The sequence below is a fragment of the Nocardiopsis aegyptia genome, from assembly GCF_013410755.1.
GTDB lineage: Bacteria > Actinomycetota > Actinomycetes > Streptosporangiales > Streptosporangiaceae > Nocardiopsis > Nocardiopsis aegyptia.
The window spans coordinates 3,618,021-3,632,851 of the sequence record NZ_JACCFS010000001.1; the positions used below are offsets into that span (position 1 = coordinate 3,618,021).

General features: G+C 63.3%; 16 protein-coding genes. 11 read left to right on the forward strand and 5 right to left on the reverse strand.

Annotated features, from left to right (window positions below):
- Positions 1 to 15: 15 nt before the first annotated feature.
- Both HNR10_RS16275 and HNR10_RS16280 read right to left on the reverse strand, forming a co-directional pair.
- Positions 16 to 261, reverse strand: coding sequence for a hypothetical protein (locus HNR10_RS16275; RefSeq protein WP_179824513.1), 246 nt, complete (start codon positions 259 to 261; stop codon positions 16 to 18).
- Positions 258 to 638, reverse strand: a complete 381-nt coding sequence (locus HNR10_RS16280) for an ATP-binding protein (RefSeq protein WP_179824515.1) — start codon at positions 636 to 638, stop codon at positions 258 to 260. The genes HNR10_RS16275 and HNR10_RS16280 overlap by 4 nt, the downstream gene beginning before the upstream one ends.
- Positions 639 to 823: 185 nt before the next feature.
- Here HNR10_RS16280 and HNR10_RS16285 point away from each other — a divergent pair, with 185 nt between their 5' ends.
- The 3 genes from HNR10_RS16285 (at position 824) to HNR10_RS16295 (ending at position 3,166) form a co-directional block, all read left to right on the forward strand.
- Positions 824 to 1,966, forward strand: coding sequence for a helix-turn-helix domain-containing protein (locus tag HNR10_RS16285; RefSeq protein WP_179824517.1), 1,143 nt, complete (start codon positions 824 to 826; stop codon positions 1,964 to 1,966).
- Between the two features lie 9 nt (positions 1,967 to 1,975).
- The gene (locus HNR10_RS16290) at positions 1,976 to 2,551 is read left to right on the forward strand and encodes an HD domain-containing protein (protein WP_179824519.1); all 576 of its coding nucleotides are present in this window, start codon (positions 1,976 to 1,978) and stop codon (positions 2,549 to 2,551) included.
- A 405-nt stretch (positions 2,552 to 2,956) separates the two neighbouring features.
- On the forward strand, positions 2,957 to 3,166 hold the full coding sequence (locus HNR10_RS16295; protein WP_179824521.1) for a helix-turn-helix domain-containing protein: 210 nt from the start codon (positions 2,957 to 2,959) through the stop codon (positions 3,164 to 3,166).
- Positions 3,167 to 3,849: 683 nt separating this feature from the next.
- On the opposite strand, the gene HNR10_RS16300 is transcribed toward HNR10_RS16295, so the two are convergent.
- From HNR10_RS16300 to HNR10_RS16310, 3 genes are read right to left on the reverse strand one after another with little or no spacing between them, the layout of a single operon-like run.
- Entirely contained in the window at positions 3,850 to 6,090 is a 2,241-nt protein-coding gene (locus HNR10_RS16300; RefSeq protein ID WP_179824523.1) for a protein kinase domain-containing protein, read from the reverse strand.
- The gene (locus HNR10_RS16305; protein WP_179824525.1) at positions 6,087 to 6,620 is read right to left on the reverse strand and encodes a flavoprotein; all 534 of its coding nucleotides are present in this window, start codon (positions 6,618 to 6,620) and stop codon (positions 6,087 to 6,089) included. Before HNR10_RS16305 ends, HNR10_RS16300 begins: the two co-directional genes overlap by 4 nt.
- A 4-nt stretch (positions 6,621 to 6,624) precedes the next feature.
- On the reverse strand, positions 6,625 to 8,037 hold the full coding sequence (locus HNR10_RS16310) for an XRE family transcriptional regulator (protein WP_179824527.1): 1,413 nt from the start codon (positions 8,035 to 8,037) through the stop codon (positions 6,625 to 6,627).
- 474 nt (positions 8,038 to 8,511) lie between these two features.
- Between HNR10_RS16310 and HNR10_RS16315 the strand changes: the two genes are divergently transcribed.
- From HNR10_RS16315 to HNR10_RS16350, 8 genes are all read left to right on the forward strand, one after another.
- Complete coding sequence (locus HNR10_RS16315; protein ID WP_312889294.1) at positions 8,512 to 8,772, forward strand: hypothetical protein; 261 nt, start codon at positions 8,512 to 8,514, stop codon at positions 8,770 to 8,772.
- Positions 8,769 to 9,200 carry a hypothetical protein gene (locus HNR10_RS16320; protein ID WP_246406266.1) on the forward strand — a complete coding sequence of 144 codons (432 nt, stop codon included), beginning with the start codon at positions 8,769 to 8,771 and terminating at the stop codon, positions 9,198 to 9,200. Before HNR10_RS16315 ends, HNR10_RS16320 begins: the two co-directional genes overlap by 4 nt.
- 211 nt (positions 9,201 to 9,411) lie before the next feature.
- Positions 9,412 to 10,155 carry a GntR family transcriptional regulator gene (locus HNR10_RS16325; RefSeq protein ID WP_179824529.1) on the forward strand — a complete coding sequence of 248 codons (744 nt, stop codon included), beginning with the start codon at positions 9,412 to 9,414 and terminating at the stop codon, positions 10,153 to 10,155.
- Between the two features lie 113 nt (positions 10,156 to 10,268).
- Entirely contained in the window at positions 10,269 to 10,673 is a 405-nt protein-coding gene (locus tag HNR10_RS16330) for a plasmid replication, integration and excision activator (protein WP_179824531.1), read from the forward strand.
- Between the two features lie 106 nt (positions 10,674 to 10,779).
- Positions 10,780 to 11,031: a hypothetical protein gene (locus HNR10_RS16335; protein ID WP_179824533.1), complete on the forward strand. Its 252-nt coding sequence runs from the start codon at positions 10,780 to 10,782 to the stop codon at positions 11,029 to 11,031.
- Positions 11,031 to 12,446 (forward strand): FtsK/SpoIIIE domain-containing protein, encoded by a 1,416-nt coding sequence (locus HNR10_RS16340; RefSeq protein WP_179824536.1) that lies wholly within the window; start codon positions 11,031 to 11,033, stop codon positions 12,444 to 12,446. The genes HNR10_RS16335 and HNR10_RS16340 overlap by 1 nt, the downstream gene beginning before the upstream one ends.
- A gap of 471 nt (positions 12,447 to 12,917) precedes the next feature.
- Positions 12,918 to 14,603 carry a replication initiator gene (locus HNR10_RS16345; protein WP_179824538.1) on the forward strand — a complete coding sequence of 562 codons (1,686 nt, stop codon included), beginning with the start codon at positions 12,918 to 12,920 and terminating at the stop codon, positions 14,601 to 14,603.
- On the forward strand, positions 14,600 to 14,809 hold the full coding sequence (locus tag HNR10_RS16350) for a helix-turn-helix transcriptional regulator (protein ID WP_179824540.1): 210 nt from the start codon (positions 14,600 to 14,602) through the stop codon (positions 14,807 to 14,809). Before HNR10_RS16345 ends, HNR10_RS16350 begins: the two co-directional genes overlap by 4 nt.
- Positions 14,810 to 14,831: the final 22 nt, after the last annotated feature.

A 14,831-nucleotide genomic window follows, 5' to 3' on the forward strand; every position in this document is an offset into this window, starting at 1 on the left:
TCCAATAATAAAATCCTATATATTCTTGGTTTTGGATCGGTGGGGGAGGCGGGGCGGTCCTTGTGCGTGCAGGACCCTGCACAATTCGATCACGTCGCCAGCGCACACCAGAACGGCATGACCCGTGTGCATGGCGTTCGGCTTGAGCACGGCGATGTACTCGGGCAAACCCGACGAGTCGTGCACCTTCATCAGTTCGTAGTGGGTGAACTGGCGGCGCGCCCAGTAGAGGGCGGCGGTCGGATTGATTTCGTAGGTCATCGCAGATCGTCCTCGGGCCACGTGATGAGGAAGTAGACCCCGCGTTCCGGCCAGGGCAGCGGACCCCACTCGTCTGACAGCATGTCGACCAGCGCGAGGCCCCGTCCCGACTCTGAGAGCGCGGAGGAATGGCGCGCTTGCGGCACGTTCGATGGTTCGCGTGGTTCGTCCGTGCGAACGGTGGCCCGCACACGGGAACTCTCGACGGACAGCACCAGAACGAAGGTTCCGTTGCCTTCGCCGCTCATCGTGTGCTGGATCGCGTTCGTCGTCAGTTCGGATACCAGGAGTTCCGCGCGTTCGACCACGTCGTCAGGCACAGTGGTGGTTGCGGACTTCCGCAAGACCTTGACCGTGAAGCGTCGAGCCTCGATCACGTTCTCCTTGGTGCCCCTGAGCCGTATGGAGGAGGTGGGTGCCAGGGCTGTCCGTTGGGGGTGCTGCGTCATCAACCTCACCCTGTGTCTCGGTCGGCTGTTCTATCGTGGTGGTGACGTTACGGAGCGGTCATGCCTGGTCTAAGTGACCACCAGTACGAGTCCGAACCCCCTTCGAGGCCCCCATGCCGAAGAACCGCCGACCAACACTGACCACGGGTCACAGTTCCTCCGTCACACCCGAGTTCGAACGTGAGGGACGGGTCTCCGGTCATGTCCTGAAGGCCGTCCGAAGGTCTGTTGGGCACACGCAGGAGACACTGGCCGAGCGGATCGGCGTGGACGTGACCACGCTGCAAGGGTGGGAGTCAGGACGTCGGCCGCTCATGGCGGTGAGCACCGGACAGTACCTCCGGCTACGGCACCTCCTGCGCCGGCTGGGTGCCGGTCCGCACCTGCTCACGCAACTCGACACCGCGCTTGAGGCCGACCGCTTCATCGGGTACGTGCTCGCTGCTGATCACCAGATCGATCTCGACGGGCACCCGCTCGCCACGTGGGTCATCACGCGCCCTTTCACTGATCTGGTGGCGTGGCCGTTCATAGGCGTCGCGCCGACGGCCATCGCTGAAGCCACACCACCGGGGAGGCGGGGCCCCAGCGCCAGTGGTCCGGAATTGGCTGCGGATGAGCGCCAACACATCAGCGCGCACCTGAGGGCGGCAGCGGAACAGGCCCCACGCGACACGGTGAAGGGCGCTCTGCTCCGTCGGCAGGCTCACTACGTGACGGGGTTCGACACCTCGGCTGAGACGGCCGAATGGCTCGCTGCCATTCAGGGGGAGGAGAAGCGGCGTCTCCGTTCCACCGCGGAATGGTCGCCGTCGTGGGCGGTGGTGCGGTCCGGGGCACATTCGATCGCTCGGAAGGGTGACAGCGAGGCGCTTCCCGAGTTCATCGACGCGCACGTGTCCAGTGAGGAGTGCGAGACCGCCAACCTGAACTACTGGGCGTACTGGCTGGGGGAGGTGGCCGATCCCCAGTTGGCCGACACGTTCATGGTGGAGCTGAGCGTGGACACGTGGCGGGGTGACCACCTGCTCACCCACCTCGTCGGCAAGCTCGATCCGACAAATCCCTATGTCGACATCGTCGTCCACAGCCTGTGGGCACTCGTCATCCGCAAACCCGGCTTCCTGGACGACAGGAACGCGGCGAGCATGACCCCGACCGTGCTCCGCCTCCTGGACGAAAGGTCAGTTTCCCCACGATCCCGGCGCGAACTGGAGGCCGTCCTCTACGCTCTTCGGATGGCACAGCGGAGGTAGAGGAGCCCCATGGAAGACGAGCAGGACACCCGCACCGTCGACTTCTTGTACGAGGTTGGACTGCTGAAGCGCTACAAGCGGACCGGCTGGCAGATCGCCGGAGTGGCCGACCCCGAGTCCATCGCGGACCACTCGCACCGAACGGCCATCACGGCAGCGGTGATCGCCTCACTCGAAGGCGCGAACCCCGAACGCGCGGCGTTTCTGGCGCTGTTCCACGACACCCAGGAGACCCGGGTGATGGACATCCCCTATGTCGGCAAGCGCTACCTCAAGGCCGCGCCCAACACCGAGGTGACCGCAGACCAGATGGCTGGCCTCCCCGAAACGGTGTCCGAGGTGATCGGTACGGCGGTCGACGAGTACGAGGCGAAGGAGTCGATCGAAGCGCGGTGCGCCAAGGATGCCGACAAGCTCGAATGCCTCCTACAGGCGGTCGAGTACCGGGAACAGGGCAACACACACACTCAACCTTGGATCGACACGTCTCTCGCCTCGCTGAAGACCGCGTCCGCCAAACGTCTCGCCGAGGAAGCGCTTGCACGAGGCTCACTTGAGTGGATGCACGAGGCCCGCGACAAGTAACTGCCTCACCGACCTTAGCTGCAGCTTCAGGCCCAGCCAGAGATACGGCTGGGCCACTTGCGTATGCAGGTGGACCCAAACGGCGTTCTCGATCGCAACCAGTAGTAGAAGCGCTTGGACGGAACGGATGTGACGGCATGGAAGCGAAAGGCATCGGACGGCAGGGCTCTTTGGTGACGCTGTGCCCGATCCGGTACGCCAGTCGGCCGGTCACTGACCCGGCCGTTGACCCCACCCGTATGAGTGGCTACCCCCTGCGTGGACGTCTGTCCAGGTCAGAACATATGCAGGGGGCACTAATGGTCCGCCCGACAGGTATCATGGGCGACCATCCTCAAAGTGGGTGCGATGCGGTGTCGTCGGGCGCTCCTCACGTCGACGGATCGATCCCCTTTGGAGAACCCCTTGGCCCTGACCCTGGATGAACTCAAGCAGCTTCCACCCACCATCGACCTGATGACCGCCGCTCGGATCCTCGGCATTGGTCGCACCAAGGCGTACGAACTCGCCCGGGCCGACGACTTCCCGTGCCGGGTGGTGCGGATCGGCGGGCTCTACCGTGTCTCAACGGCGGATCTGTTGCGGGTGATCGGGGCGGCGGACGGCGGGCGCTGAGGGTCGCGCGGTGCCGCTGATGGCCGGTCGCGGCCAGCTCGTGACGTTCAATCCCACGGTCGAACCACGGTCAAACAAGAAGAGGCCTGATCGTGGATGTCCACGATCAGGCCTCTCACCTGGTACTTCTCAGTCGGGGTGGCGGGATTTGAACCCACGACCTCTTCCCGTACCGGGGGCCTGCCGTGGCCTGTGGGTCGCCCCCGGAAACCGCCCCTGACCTCGGACTTCGCCCCGGACGCTTCTCACCGCTTCCGGCACCTTCCCGGAGCCATGTGCACTGAATGTGCAAGGCTCTTGACCCCCGCCACAGCAGGTCCGCCCCCGGTGAGCTGGCCTGTTGCGCACACCTGAGCAATGCTCCCTCAGCCCCGTTCTTCGGCAACCATGGTTTCGGTCCGGGGCGTCCGATGGCGCCGGAGCCGGTCACCCAAGACAGTCCGTGTCGCGCCATCGAGGCCCCGGGGACTGAGCGCGTCCTCAGCTGATGGGCCCATAGCTCTTACGGACGGCTGAGCTGTAGGCCACGATGTAAGAATCGGGTACGAGGCAGAGGCCGCACGCTCGGGACCGGGCGACAGCCCGCAGCCCGAGCAGCGGACACAAGCTGCTGCGACGGCGCTTGCGCCGTCGCCTTGATCCCATACAGCCCAACTCGGCAGAGATGATCAGCAGCTTGGTAATTAACTCTGAAGATTTCCCAGAATCTTCCTGAGTGCTTCGCACAGATCTAGAACATCGGCGCGCGTCAAAGAATCGGGTCGCCATTCTAGGAAAAATTCAAACTCTCCCTTTTTTCCTGGTCGCCTAGTTGTGCGATTTCCATACGAGGCGATTGCGTTGTCTACTCTACGATTAAAGACATCACGCATTTTTTCATTTGAAGTATTTTCTAGGGAGACGCGACGCATAGGCTTGAAGTGAACCACAAGAAAGTCTCCTTGAGTCCTTCGTGTGTGGGTTTGCTCCTTCCATTCGGGGGTCATCTCCCAACTTCTGGCGATATTTGAAAATGAATTCACTTGGGACTCGGGGATTTCCCCAGTCATTTGGAACGCCAGCTCATCAAGGTACTCGCTGGTGCTGAGTTTTCGGTCACTCTCCGTGTGACTAAGTTCCTGTATTACCCTACTCAAGGATGCGATTATAGAAGAGAAGCTCTGAACGCGATCGCTCGGGGCGAACTGAGTGCATTCTCGGTAGAGATCGATTATTCCTCTGGTGGCAACGACTGAACAGGATTGCTTGAGCTTCCGGTTCAAGGATCGACAGTTGCTATCAATGTTTAGGGGCTCAGGGTCGGTGTTAGTGAAGCAGAAGTAGAGAAGCTGGCCAAATGAATATACGTCCAAGGCGGCTGTTCGACTTCGAGCTGCTTTCGGGTTGAACGCTACGTACTGTTCTGGTGCTGCGTAATAGACAACTCCCATGGCAGTCTTCGTTGCCTTTTGTGTTTGCGTATTGAACCACGCTAGATCAAAATCTGTGAGGTAAGGCCTGTAGATGCCATCTTCTCCGTACTTGCATACAATATTTTCTGGCTTAATGTCTCGGTGAATGACATGGTTCAGATGGGCATGCTCAATTGCCTCGGCCGAGGCAAGGAGTAGTGACAAGATATCGACGGGCTCCATGAAAGAGCCTATTCCCAGATCTCTCAAATTCTCACCGTCGATGTAGTCCATGACAAATCCAGGAGGGCAGTCGCTATAGTCATGCACGTTCACAATTCGCGGATCGTCGAGCATACGCATCGCGTCATACCCATTCTTGAAACGCTTCACCTTCTCTCTATCCGAGAGCTCGTTTGCGTGGTAGAGCTTATATGCGAATGTCCTTCCGTCATCTTGACGCACAAGCCAAACTTTTCCAAATCCACCAGCCCCAATCTGCCTTTCGAGTGTTCCCCATCGAGTCTTTGTTCCAGGTTCTACGACGCCTAGTTCGCTCTGGTAGCGCATCAATGTATCTTTGGATCGCCTGAAATCTTTCCTTTGTGACAATCCTTGAATTTTTTCTTTCCTTGAAAACCAGGAATTTATGTTTTCGAGCTTTCGGCATGCAAGTGAATATCCCGCCGTTCTCCAACTGTCGATTTCTGTCGCTCGAATCTTGTTGTATTGGTCTAGATGTTGCCGGGCTTCGAGTTCAATAAGAGCATACTCTTGCTCCGGTCGGGGTGGTGTAAGTACTGGAGTGAAATCACTTCCTAGAACAAACCTACCTTGAACTCGCCCTCCGAAAACGGGCTCCTGCTTTGCGTTTTTGGTTGCAGCCATCTCGCGAGAGACAACTTCATATATGCTATGGATGGTCACGTCACCCTGGTGGTCAGCTGCAGATCCGAGGAGGGACTCTAGTAGATGATGCGTGAATACACCGTGGCCGATATTAGCTGTCTCCAGGGCCACTTGTTCAGGTGCACAAGCTGCGATGATCACTGAAGAGGGATCGGTTTGCCGAACAGCATCAGTTATATCATTATTGGAAATCTTGCGAGTTGATATGCCGGTGGAGCCAGATTGGGCTGCATGACCGGCGTGGCAGCAGTCCAATATGATAATTGTTTCAGTTCTTGATTCTGGACCTGGTTCTGCGATTGTTATGAGGCTGGAAAGGGAGATTCCTTCGTCGAAATCATTATTGTCATGCGTGACAAGGAAGGATCCGAGATCATTGACCACTCCGTGGCCAGCAAAGAAGAAAAGGATCTTTTCTGCGCCGGAGTTTTTTGCTTCTACTATCCACCTCAGAATGGATGATTTGGTGACCTGCTCATCCAAGAGAATGGTTGTTGTGAATCCATATTCTGGAAAGTTGAGCACCTCGGATATTTGATCGGCGTCATGGGAGCAGTACTGGAGGGCGGGCCACCGGTCTTCGTATTTGCTGATGCCAGTAACGAGGGCAAGTTTGTTCGTCAAGAGAATTTTCCTTTAGTTAGAGTGATAATCCAGGGGTAGCTTTCTGTTGCTTCCTCCCCTTGGCCTGGCTTGTGAGGTTGGAAGAAATCAGGGCCAATCAACACGTCAACGCCCTCACGGCGGAGTCGTTCAACGCTGGCATTGAATGGGGCGCGATTGGCGTAGGCGGTGTTCACAAAGGGGAGAATGACGGTTGGTACGCCAAGGCCAATCGCCTCATTTGTCACGTCTAGGACATAGTTATCGGCGATTCCGTTGGCTAGCTTGTTGATGGTGTTGAACGTGGCCGGGGCGATGATGATCGCGTCCGCCTTCGGTGAACGGGGGTCTCCCGGAGCGCGGTGTTGGCTCCGAACTGGTCGGCGGGTCTGCTTCTCCAGCGCCTCGATGTCGATGAAGCTGACTGCGGCCGGGGTGGCCATGACCTGAACGGTCCAGCCTCGTTCCTGAGCCAAACCCACCAGTGTGCCGACTTCCGAAGCCGGCCCCGCTGCGCACACCACCACATAGAGCGTCTTCTGCTCGCTCACTTATTCACGCACCGACCCTTTTTGCGAGTTCGCTGACATTACCGTACAGGTGACCGCTGGCGCGGGTACGGATATCGTTGATCAACTGGTGCACCACCGGTCGTGCGGTCAGTTCCTCGCTCGCCATCTCCTCAGCGTTGCGCAATGCGTGGTAGGCGTGCTCGGTCTTCCCCCACTGCTGGTACGCACGGGCCGCGTCGATGAACAGGGTTACCCTGCGCTCCATGACCTCGATGTTGTCCAACTGCACCTGACGTGCGTAGTCGATGGCGCTCCCCGCGTCGCCCAGTTCGACGGCTGCACTGACCCGGTGAAGGAGAACGTTGGTGGGGCCGAACGCTGTCCACTGGTAATTGAAGTCGCCGCCGAGTCGTTCGCCCGCGTGGCCGGCCTCGTCAAGCAGGCTGAGCGCTTGGCCTCGGTCCTCGCGCTTGGCCGCTGATACCGCGCCGCTCAGCAGAAGAGACCCGTACACCGACAGAGATTCCGGCGTGGGCTCGTCCATAGCGCTGTCCACACGTTCGGCGGTGTTCGTCGCCAGTTCCGTCGCCGCCTTGTAGTGCCGTTCGCGCATCAGCGCTCGGGTGAACGCTCGGGCGCTGGCTCCCACGACCGCCGGGTTCTCGCTGTCCTCAGCGGCTCGCATGCTCCGATCGGCCGCGAGGTAGGACAATCCCCGTTCCTCGCACTTGAGAAGCAGGCTTGCCGCGACGTGATACGCCTCCGCGCGGAGTGCGTGGACCTGGGCGACGTCGTCCTCGTCCACTCCGCTGGCGGCATCATCCAGGTTCCGCAGCAACTCGGGAAGCTGCTTGGCCACGGCCGTGTAGTGGCATGCCTGGTATCCGACCTTGGCGGAGTGCGTCCGCTGGGCGAGTTCTCTCAGACTGCTCGCCGCCCGGGTGGTGCTTCGGCTAGCTCCCGCGTACCTCGTGAGTGCCGCTGCGATCTCGTCCATGTCCAGCATCGAACCACCTGTGGCCTGGAAAAGGGCCGTTCCGGCCAGTCCGACGAATTCACGGCGGCGCACGTTCGAGACCTCCCCCGGGCCTGGGCTCCTCTGCGCGGGCAAGCTCGGGACTGCCGAGGACACCGCACTCTCGTGTCCAGTCAACGCGCCCGGGTTTCTCGGGGCAAGGCCGAACATCATCCGGGACGTGTCGGGCATCCTGACGCCGTCGGCGATCCGCTCGTACACCTCGAAGGCCGTGACGGTCTTGCGGCCGTTCAGGATCTCGCTCACCCGACCCTGAGACAGACCGGTCGCCGCTGAGATCGCCATCTGACTCGCGCCGCCGTACTGGCGCACGAACTGGAAGAGCGCCTGGACATCGCGCCTGCGCAGGAACTCGGCCGTGTGTTCTCGCTCCCATGCCCACGACGGGATGGTGATCCGGCTCGTCGGGTGTCCCTGCATCCTGACTCCTCGGCGCTGCGAGTACGGGGACGGCCAGTATCCCTCTTTGTCATCCCGAGGAGGAATGGGTTTCGGAATCCCAACCCGGGATTGTTGGCCTCATGGATGCCAGGAACGGAACGAAGTGCAGGTCATGCCGTGGACGGGGCTGGAAGTCCGTCCGACCGCGACGACTGGTTGTCGTTCGCTCTGTGCCTGGTGAGAAGCAGGCGACGCGTGCTGCGGTCTGTCCCATCTGCAAGGGGACAGGAGAGCGTTCCGTCACGGCGGAGCCCTCCACTGACAGCGGTCTCGCCTGCTGATCCATGACACGACAGACCCCCGCGACGCGGTGGAAGGCGTCCGGGGGCGCGGCCAACCTGAGGAAAGCAGGCTGACGTGAGAGACCTTATCGCCCTGATTCGGGCGCTGGTGACTCTGATACGACCGACCCGACATGGCAGGCACCACCGTGCCGGCCCTCCGCTGTTCCACGTGCCGGCTCCCAAGCGGGTGGAGGTCTGGCCCGCTCCGGACCCCATCGTGATGGATGGCAACGACCCCCGTGCCTACTCCCTGGTGCGTGGTCCCTACGCGCACGTGGAGCGTCGTCGCTCCGCTCAGCGGGCCGAGAACGACCGCCGGGGGATTGACCTCCTGGTGAAGATCGCGAAGCCGTCCCCCGCTCTGGATGACATGGCCGAGTTGCGTGACCTGGTGCGCATGGCCATAGCCATAGGGGCGGTGCGGCGATGAACGGGGACGGACGCGGCACGGTGATCGACCGCGAAACCCTGATGACCTGGGCCCGTTCCCAGGGGGTGCGGGTGCGTGTGGCTTGTGAGGACTGGGAGTCCATCACCTACGAGACCCTGGCCCGGCAACCGGACGGGACATCCCTCATCCAGCGGCATCGGTGGGTACTGCCCGAACCCATCACACGGCGACGGCTGCTGATGACCTACGTGGTCGGGCTGTCTCACGAGGTCGACGGGGCCGAGTGCAACCACGTCCGGCGCATCGTGCCCCCGGTGCTCTCCTCTGCGGACGAGGCGGCCCGGCATGACGTGGCCCTGGTCGCCGCCGCGATGGTGGAGGTCGAACGCCGGGCGGTGTGCGGGGCGACGGTGGACAACCTGCGGGTCTACACCGTCGAACGCGCTGTGCACTGGCGGCCCTTCTGAGAACCCCCGCGTGCTCTGGCCTCTCTCCCTGACCCCGGGGACCGGGGCACGCGGGCCTCGTTCTTCCTCACACGGTGATGTGCGCGCCCGAGCGGCGTGCTTCCCACCGTGCGTCCTGATCACGGGTCGGGGCTCAAATGTGCCCCCACCTGCTGACAGGGCCAGACCACGCAAGTAAGCTACTCGACCATACGAGTACTAGAGTCACCAGGTGGACAACATGTCGAGTCTGGAGTTCGCTCCGCCCAAGTACGTACAGATCGTGCGGGCGATCCAAGAGCGCATAGAAGACGGTACGTACCCCGTGGGGGAGATGCTTCCCTCGGAATCCCGGATGGTGCGTGAGTTCGGGGCCGGACGCTCCACGGTGGTGCGGGCCTTGCAGATCCTGAGCATGCAGGGGTGGATCGAACGCGAACACGGGCGCGGGTCGTTCGTGCGTGGCGTTCCGCAACAGACCTCCGAGCGCTCCCATGCCGGCGCCAGTGCCTTCGACGCCTCCGAGGAGGCCAAGAACAACCGCATTCTCAAGGCGGGCCGTACTCCCGTGCCCGCTGCCGTGGCTGAGGCAGTCGGTGTGCCCGAGGGTTCCCCGGCGATCAGGCGTCAACGCCTGCTGGTCCTGGATGACGGCCAACCCAGTGAGCTGGTCACCCTGTGGTTCCCCCTCGACGTCGCGGACGGCACCGACCTGGGCGACGAACAGCCGATCAGCATCGGCGCACGCGAACACGTGCAGATGGTCAAGCAAGTGCGGCCATCCCGGGTCTCCGAACGGCTGTGCGCGCGGCTGGCCACGGACGAGGAGACCGAGCGTCTGGGCCTGGACGAGGGGACTCCCGTGCTCGGCATCACCGCTCGGATACTGGACGCGTCAGAGAAAGTGATCGCGGTCGCCGAGGTGGTTCTTCCCGGTGACCTGCACGAACTGGAGGACTCCTACCCGGCGGGGTAGTCGCGGGCGAACACCGGTCACTTATCTACTTGTCCGATCAAGTGTGGCCGGTTATCCTGAACTCGACTTGACCGGACAAGTGGTTGAGTGATCATCAAGTGGAAGGCTGATCGATGGCTATTCAGGGTGCGTTGCCGGTCGCGTTCGGGACGGTGTTCCCGCACGGTGCGTTCGCGCTGGGGGTGGAGGCGATCACGGACTTCGAGACGAAGCGTCCGCAGATGGACAAGGAGACCGGTCTGCCGTTGTGGGCGGTGGATGTGATCGATGCCGATCCCGAAGCGCGCGGCAAGGCCAAGTCGGTGAAGGTCAAGGTCGCCGCCGAGGTGTGCCCGACTCTGCCCGACGAGGTTCCCGGGCTGCCGTTCCGGCCGATCGAGTTCGAGGCGATGGCGGTCATGCCCTACGTCGACGACAACGGCCGCCGCCCCCGGGTGGCGTACTCGCTGCGGGCCCGTGGCGTGAAGGCTCCCGGTGCTGCTGGTGGACGTCGTGCCCCGGCCAAGGAAGCGGCCTGACCGCCTCCTGACACGTAAGCGGGGCGGCCTGGTGCTGCAACACCGTCGGCCGCCCCTTCCACCCCTCCCGTTACCTGCGAAAGCTTCGTGAAGAGGTGTCTTCAGTATGTCCGATTACCCCACTGACCTGTCCAGGCTGACGGGTCCGCAGTTGGTCCGGCTGTTCCTGGACGCGGTCGACTCCCGGCCCACCACGGATGCCGAGCGTGCCGAGTTCTTCGACTTCAAGGCCCGGGTGTTCGCCACGCTCGCGGACCGGGACGACAACCCGGACGCGGTCAAGGCCGCTGCCCGTGCCCGCGCCGACCGTGACCGGATCCTGGCCCGGATCGAAGACGCGATGGGCGGTGACCGGTGATGGCGAAGATCGGTGCTGCTCAGACTCCTCCGACGCTGCCGACCCCGGCTCAGGGCGTGCGGTGGACGACCCCGATCGTGGAAACCCCGGGCATCGTCGTCCTGGCCTCCTGGATCTGGAGGCTGGTCCGGTTCCTGGTCACGCTACCGTTCCGCTTCCCCGTGATGGTCGCCTGCCTCGCAGCATCGTTCGCCGCGTGGTGGTGGCTGGGCTGGCCCGGCCTGGCCGGACTGTGGACGACGGCTCTCGTGGTCTCGCTGGTGTGGTGGCGGACCTGGCCCGACTCGTACCGGTACTGCGTCACCCTGCGCTTGTTGGCGTGGTGGCGGCACGTGTTCGTCTACCGCCGTCACTGGCAACCGGTGTTGGTGATCTCCGGTCTGGCCGAGTCCTACCAGGAACGCCGCTACCTTCCTCGGATTCGTCGCGTCATGTGCGACATCTGGGCCGATCGTGTCCGAGTCTCCCTCGTGGCGGGCACTTCTCCTGCGGACTTCGAGACGCGGGTGGCCGAGCTGGCGCACGGGTTCGCCGCGCCCTCGTGCCGGGTGATCGTGAACCGGCCGAGGGACATCACCTTGGAGTTCCCCCGTCGCGACACCCTGGCCGAACCCTTTGACGCCCTTCCGACCCCCGACGCCCCGGAACTGGACGCGCTCCACGTGGGCCAGAGAGAAGACGGCTCTCCGTGGCGGCTGCGCCTGCACGGCACGCATGTCCTGGTGGCCGGGGTGACCGGCTCTGGGAAGGGCTCGGTGATCTGGTCGGCTGTGCGGGCGATGCTGCCTGCGATCGACTCTGGGACGGCGCAGGTGTGGGCGATCGACCCCAAGCGCATGGAACTCGCCTACGGGCGGGACCTGTTCGCGCACTATGCCGATGACGGCGAATCCGCGGTGGCCCTGCTCGAACTGGCCGTGGCACAGATGCAGGACCGGGCCCGGCGCTACGCGGGCAAGCGGCGCTCCCACACCCCCACTACGGAAGACCCGTTCGTCCTGGTGGTGCTCGACGAGGTGGCGTTCCTGACCGCCTACCACCCGGACCGGGACATCCGGAAGCGCTCCGAGAACGCCATCGCCACCCTGACCTCACAGGGGCGTTCGGTCGGCTTCTCCGTCCTGGCCGCACTCCAGGACCCGCGCAAAGAGGTCATGAATCTGCGCAACCTCTTCCCGGACAAGGTCGCCCTTCGCCTGGACGAGGCGTCCCAAGTCGACATGATCCTCGGGGAAGGTGCCCGCGACCGAGGGGCCAACGCCCACCTGATCGATCCCACCTTCCCCGGGGTGGGCTATGTGCGGATGGAGACCTCACCGGCCCCGGTACGGGTCCGAGCCGCCTACGTCTCCGACGACGACATCACGGCCATGACCGACGTCTACGCCGCATCTGACGAGGAAGTGGGGCGTTGATCATGGTCGTTGCGACGGATTAGCCAGTAACTCACCGGGGCCAGAACCAGCATGACTCCCGCGAAAAGCATGTACGGCCAGATCGGCTCACCCATGAGAGGACTGGCGAACACCAGGACCACCAAGGCACCGAGGAACATCGTTCCGTGAGCCGCCCTCATGACCAGAAGCTCGCGGGAACTGCGGTCTGTCACGAATGCCCCTTCCGCGCGGTTGTGGGGGTGGGCTGATGCGCTCGTTGCGCACGCCGCTGCCGGTGCCATGCGATCCAGCCGAAGAGAGGGAGGAAGTACAGCACAAGCCAGACGACAGCCCACACGGTGCTCACGAAGTTGAACAGGAACATCCCCACCCCACTGGGCACGCTGACAAACACAACGGCGCTCCATGGAGTCAGCGTCATGGGAGCCTCGTTCGGCGGCATGGAGGCCCTTTCGTTCGGCGGTTGCGTCTCGGAAGAGCGGGTGAGTGATGCCCACTCCTACCGGTAAGTCGACACGGGCCGAACGGCTCGCGCAACCCCTGGCCCGTGAGGTCGCCGAACAGGTCGCCGCCGACCACGGGGTGTGCATCCGGCCCGTCTCCCTCCGGCGAACCGACATCACCACCGGTGCCACCGAGGTCATCGACGTCCCGTGCGGGTCCACGCTGGAATCTCGGTGTCCGGCCTGTGCGAAGCGCAAGAGGTCGCTGCGACGGACGCAGTGCGAAGAGGGCTGGCACCTGGCCACCGAACCCGTGGTGCAGCCGGACCCGCCTTCCGAGGAACAGCGTGGGTGGGTGGAACAGCGGGCCATGGTGACCGCCGAACGGGACCGGCTCGCCTCCACGGGCGCGGCGTCGGCTGAGGACCTGGCACGGCTGGATGCGGTGATCGCTGACCTGGATGAGGAGATCACGGCCTCCGGACTCCGGGGATCGGTCACCCGCTCGGCCGACACCTCCTCGTCGGGGTCGCGCCGGGTGCGCTCCACCAAACGCCGGCAGGACGTCCCAAACCTTCCCAAGCGCCACATGACCCGCAAGACGGTCGGTCGGTCCTTCACCGACCCGGTCTCGGGCCAGGTGTTCCGACCCTCCCTGTTCATCACCCTGACTCTGGATTCGTATGGGCGGGTGCGCTCGGACGGGACCCCGGTCGACTACTCGACCTACGACTACCGGCGGGCGGCTCGGGACGCGCTGCACTTCTCCAAGCTGGTCGATCGCTTCGTGCAGAACCTGCGCCGCGTCGCGGGCTTCGACGTGCAGTACTTCGCGGCGGTGGAACCCCAACGCCGTCTGGCCCCGCACCTGCACATGGCCACACGGGGCACGATCCCCCGGGCGGAGCTACGGCAGATCGCGGCGGCGACGTACCACCAGGTGTGGTGGCCCAACGCCGATCGTGTGGTCTTCGAGGGCGATCACCTTCCCGAGTGGGATGAGGCGACAGGTGTCTTTGTCGACCCGTCGACAGGCGAAGTCCTACCTACCTGGGATGAGGCGTTGGATGAACTCGACGCCGATCCCGACGCGGAGCCTCATCACGTGGCGCGGTTCGGACGCCAGGTGGACGCCAAGGGTGTGGTCGCGGGTTCGGCTGATGCTGACCGCTGTGTTCGGTATCTGGCCAAGTACCTGACGAAGGACATCGCCGAGTGCCACGCCGCTGAGACGGTCCGGCAGGAACAGCACGTAGACCGACTCTTGGACGCGCTGCGCTTCGAGCCGTGCTCGCCTCGGTGCTCGAACTGGCTCCGCTATGGCATCCAACCCGAGAACGCAAAGCCGGGGATGCGTCCGGGGTTCTGTCGGTCCAAGGCTCACCGTCGCGAGTACCTGGGCTACGCGGGCCGTCGCGTCCTGGTCTCGCGGAAGTGGTCGGGCAAGACTCTCGCTGATCACAAGGCGGACCGGCTGGCCTGGGTCCTGGACGCCCTGGGCATCGACCCCACCGACGACGGCCAGGGCGAGGAGGACAACCCGCGTCCCGCGATGCTCTCCGTCGCTGCCGACTCCTTCGCCTGGGAGCTGGCTCGACCCACTGACCCTGACGTCGCTCCCCGCGAACAACGCCTACTCCGGGCCGTGGGCGAAGCGCTCAAACGCCGTGCACAGCTCGACGCGACTCGACAGACGGATCTTTCGGCAACTCCAGAGACGAGGGTGGCATGAGTGCAGCGACGGCCCGCGTGGATGTTCCCGAACAGCGTCGGGCCGACGTCCTGTGGTCGGTCAAGGATGCCGCCGCCTACCTCCGGGTCCCCCCGAAGACTCTCTACGAATGGAGGTACAAGGGCGACGGTCCTCCCTCCTACCGCGTCGGCCGCTACGTCCGCTACGTGCCCGCTGAGGTCCATGCCTGGGTCCGATCCCAGTAACCCCAACCCCCGAGAGGAACAC

Coding starts and splice junctions, on each gene's coding strand:
- HNR10_RS16275 (WP_179824513.1), bottom strand. CDS start 261: ATGACCTACGAAATCAATCCGACCGCCGCCCTCTACTGGGCGCGCCGC.
- HNR10_RS16285 (WP_179824517.1), top strand. CDS start 824: ATGCCGAAGAACCGCCGACCAACACTGACCACGGGTCACAGTTCCTCC.
- HNR10_RS16290 (WP_179824519.1), top strand. CDS start 1,976: ATGGAAGACGAGCAGGACACCCGCACCGTCGACTTCTTGTACGAGGTT.
- HNR10_RS16310 (WP_179824527.1), bottom strand. CDS start 8,037: ATGCAGGGACACCCGACGAGCCGGATCACCATCCCGTCGTGGGCATGG.
- HNR10_RS16320 (WP_246406266.1), top strand. CDS start 8,769: ATGAACGGGGACGGACGCGGCACGGTGATCGACCGCGAAACCCTGATG.
- HNR10_RS16330 (WP_179824531.1), top strand. CDS start 10,269: ATGGCTATTCAGGGTGCGTTGCCGGTCGCGTTCGGGACGGTGTTCCCG.
- HNR10_RS16335 (WP_179824533.1), top strand. CDS start 10,780: ATGTCCGATTACCCCACTGACCTGTCCAGGCTGACGGGTCCGCAGTTG.
- HNR10_RS16340 (WP_179824536.1), top strand. CDS start 11,031: ATGGCGAAGATCGGTGCTGCTCAGACTCCTCCGACGCTGCCGACCCCG.
- HNR10_RS16345 (WP_179824538.1), top strand. CDS start 12,918: ATGCCCACTCCTACCGGTAAGTCGACACGGGCCGAACGGCTCGCGCAA.
- HNR10_RS16350 (WP_179824540.1), top strand. CDS start 14,600: ATGAGTGCAGCGACGGCCCGCGTGGATGTTCCCGAACAGCGTCGGGCC.